Annotated in this window: 3 protein-coding genes; 2 read left to right on the forward strand and 1 reads right to left on the reverse strand. The window is 64.3% G+C overall.

All coding sequences use genetic code 11. The features are described from left to right. The first annotated feature begins 148 nt into the window (after positions 1 to 148). Positions 149 to 784, forward strand: coding sequence for a DinB family protein (locus JNW87_RS36980; protein ID WP_109805966.1), 636 nt, complete (start codon positions 149 to 151; stop codon positions 782 to 784). 122 nt (positions 785 to 906) lie between these two features. Here JNW87_RS36980 and JNW87_RS36985 read toward each other — a convergent pair whose 3' ends face one another. Next, positions 907 to 1,290, reverse strand: a complete 384-nt coding sequence (locus JNW87_RS36985; protein ID WP_109805965.1) for a VOC family protein — start codon at positions 1,288 to 1,290, stop codon at positions 907 to 909. Positions 1,291 to 1,516: 226 nt separating this feature from the next. On the opposite strand from JNW87_RS36985, the gene JNW87_RS36990 reads away from it, so the two are divergent. Beyond that, positions 1,517 to 2,533, forward strand: a complete 1,017-nt coding sequence (locus JNW87_RS36990; protein ID WP_146231323.1) for a hypothetical protein — start codon at positions 1,517 to 1,519, stop codon at positions 2,531 to 2,533. The last annotated feature ends 325 nt before the right edge of the window (positions 2,534 to 2,858 follow it).

Below are 2,858 nucleotides of genomic sequence, written 5' to 3' on the forward strand. Positions count from 1 at the left end.
TCTCTTCACGATCAGCCAGGGTCAACATCGCACGCACGGCGGAACATCCTGTCCCACCGAACCGCCAAGATCAAATGCTACGACCGGCTGAACCTGCCGGGACCTGCGGGGTGCGCGGTTCAACAGGTCGACGCTGGCCGGGGCGGTGATGCGCGGCGTCAATGTGTGCGGGCTCGATATCGATGCACCGTGGCTGGCGGACGGTGCACTTTTGATTAATGGTGTCGACGTCGTGCCGCTCGTCGAGGCCGAACTCAACCGGCGATTTCCTGGGCGCGAGCTGAAGCATGCCAAGGACCCGGATGACCTGCGATCGGCGTGGGCGGCGCTCGAACGGGCCTGGGCGGCCGCGGTCGACCGAGTTGGATCCATGCCCGCGGGCACCGTCGACGTCTCGATCGATGGCGAGTGGTCGTTCGCGCAGACCCTGCGCCACCTCGCGTTCGCCACCGACGCATGGCTCGGCAAGGCGATCCTGCGCCTGTCGCAGCCCTTCCATCCGCTCGGGCAGCCGCACGCCGAGTACGAGGCGGATGGATTCGATATGTCGGTCTTTGCCACGGGGCAGCCAAGTCTGGCCGAGGTGCGCGAGCTGCGTGCCGAGCGGCAGGCCATGGTGCGGGATTTCCTCGCGAGCGTCACGCCGGCGCGGCTCGCCGAGCCTCGACAAAACCCGTGGTCACCCGAACACGAGGAGCCAGTCCTGCACTGCCTCCACGTGATCTTCGACGAAGAGTGGGAGCACCTCCGCTTCGCACTGCGCGACCTCAACGCGCAGAAATAGGCCCATGTGTCCACTTGGACACGTGGAAGACCCCCATCGAAAGGACACCGACCTGCGTCACACTGCATAGTGCCGCAATATGCGGCAGATCCGGATACTGGAAGGCGGCACTGGCGGTGGCGTCAAGCAACGCAGAACTCGTTGCCCTCGGGGTCCTGCATGACGACGTGCCCGAGGACGTCGCCGTACCACTCCTCGCGGACCACCGCCGCGCCGGCGGCGACCAACTCGGGGACTTTCTGCCGGATCAGTCGGGCGCGCTCGACTATGTCCCAGGGGCCTGGACCGGCCACCCGGATATCGATATGCATACGGTTCTTGCCGGACTTGTCCTCGGGTACCTTCAGGAAACCAATGGCAGGGCCCCGGCCATCCGGGTCGACGATGGACGCGTTGTCGGGCTCGTCGAAACCGGATTCCTTGACATAGCCGAGGGCCAGCGCCCAGAAAGCAGCGATCCGCTGCGGATCGTCGGCATCGCATCCCAAGGTCCAGAAAGTCGCCATGGCGCCAACGTACGGGAGCTACGACACGCTGTCATCGGCATGTCCGGACACTCCGAGGGCTGCTGCTGGTCACGCTCCGCAGCACGCGGATCGCGGCAGAACAGTGCACTGACCTTGACTGTGCCCCTAGCGGCTTGGTGCTCCGCCATCAGACCATCTTGACGACCTGGACGGCCTGGCGGAGGCTCAGTGGGGCCTGCCACCCCGATGCTGGCAGGATGACCAAGTGCGTCGAATCGAAGCGGAATGGGTACGTCGCCTCCCGGATTTACGGCTGGATCGTGTTCTTGCGCCACAGTCGATGGAGCCGGTGGTCAGATACCACTTATCTGACGGAACAGTAAGCGCGCTGGACGAGCAGTTACAGCCCATCCAGCGGCTGTCCTTGGACGTGCCACCCACAGCAGAACTTCTTGCCGCAAGTCCGGACCTGGCGACCGTCGTCGTGACCGACACCCGTCGGGTCATCATCATGGCGGCAGGCCGACCAATCCCGGTCGAGATTGTGGCAGCCGATTCCGCGACGTTGCTACCGGGCGGCCGCCTGCTGGTCACCGCGCCGATACTCGAACGGCTGACGTACAAAGGCCGCGAGTACGACACCAAGGGCGAGCATCTGGTATTGCTGGTGGATCTAGGCTCGGGACATGTCCTGGACCAGGCCGTTCTAGATGCGGTGGACGCCAGTGTGACCACCGTGCCTCATCCGCACGACGGATCGGTAGTCCTGGATGCAGCCATGGGTCAGGATGGCGCTTTGATCTATGTCGCGCAGGTGCTGGACGACAGGCTCAAGGTGGCGCTTGTTGCCGAGAATGTGATCGCGGCGAGCTTCGCACCGTCCGGAGATCGCCTGCTGCTCACGCGTCACCCCAGCTTCGATAACCAGATATCCGTCCTGGAATGGCCGAGTCGGCGTCCCCTTGCTCGGCTCCACGCGGACGATATGGAAATCGAAGGTCTTGCATTTTTCCTGTACGGATGTTTCCTGAGCGACCGGCGGGTACTCCTCATGACCTACGAACACGGGCTGTTGCTGTGCACCGGCGAGCTCAATCCTGTGGGGTGGATCAGCCTGAATCCGCCCTTTCAGGCAAGGGACGTGGAGGTGTCGACAATGCGCGGTGTCGCAGAGGCCGTGTTCGGTGTTGCAGAGGACGTGTTCGCTGCCGACATCCGGGATGGGAAGTCCCTCTCTTGGACCCTTTGGCGAATCCCGCCTTCGAGAGTCGATGCAGACTGAGACGTATCGGAGGCATGTTGTCACGGAACCCGGATCGACTGCTGGCCGCGGTGTCCCCGGCCTCGCAGCCCACGCATGGCGCCTTACCCGGAGCCCTTCACGACGCACTCTATTCGGCACGAGCGGACGCTGACCGGGCGCGCGGTCGGCGGCAGTTGAGCGCGCTGCTCCGCTCGTCGACAAGAGTCGCTCCGCGCGGCGTGGCTGAACCTGGACATCAGCGAGCGGGATGATGCGGACGTGGCCAATGACAGCGGTTATCTGCTCGACAATCAGCAGGCGGAAGCGGGGACTCGCTTTGGCGCCCTGGCGGCGCTGTTCAACC

It is taken from the genome of Micromonospora sp. ATA51 (genome assembly GCF_016802855.1).
GTDB classification, from domain to species: domain Bacteria; phylum Actinomycetota; class Actinomycetes; order Mycobacteriales; family Micromonosporaceae; genus Micromonospora; species Micromonospora sicca.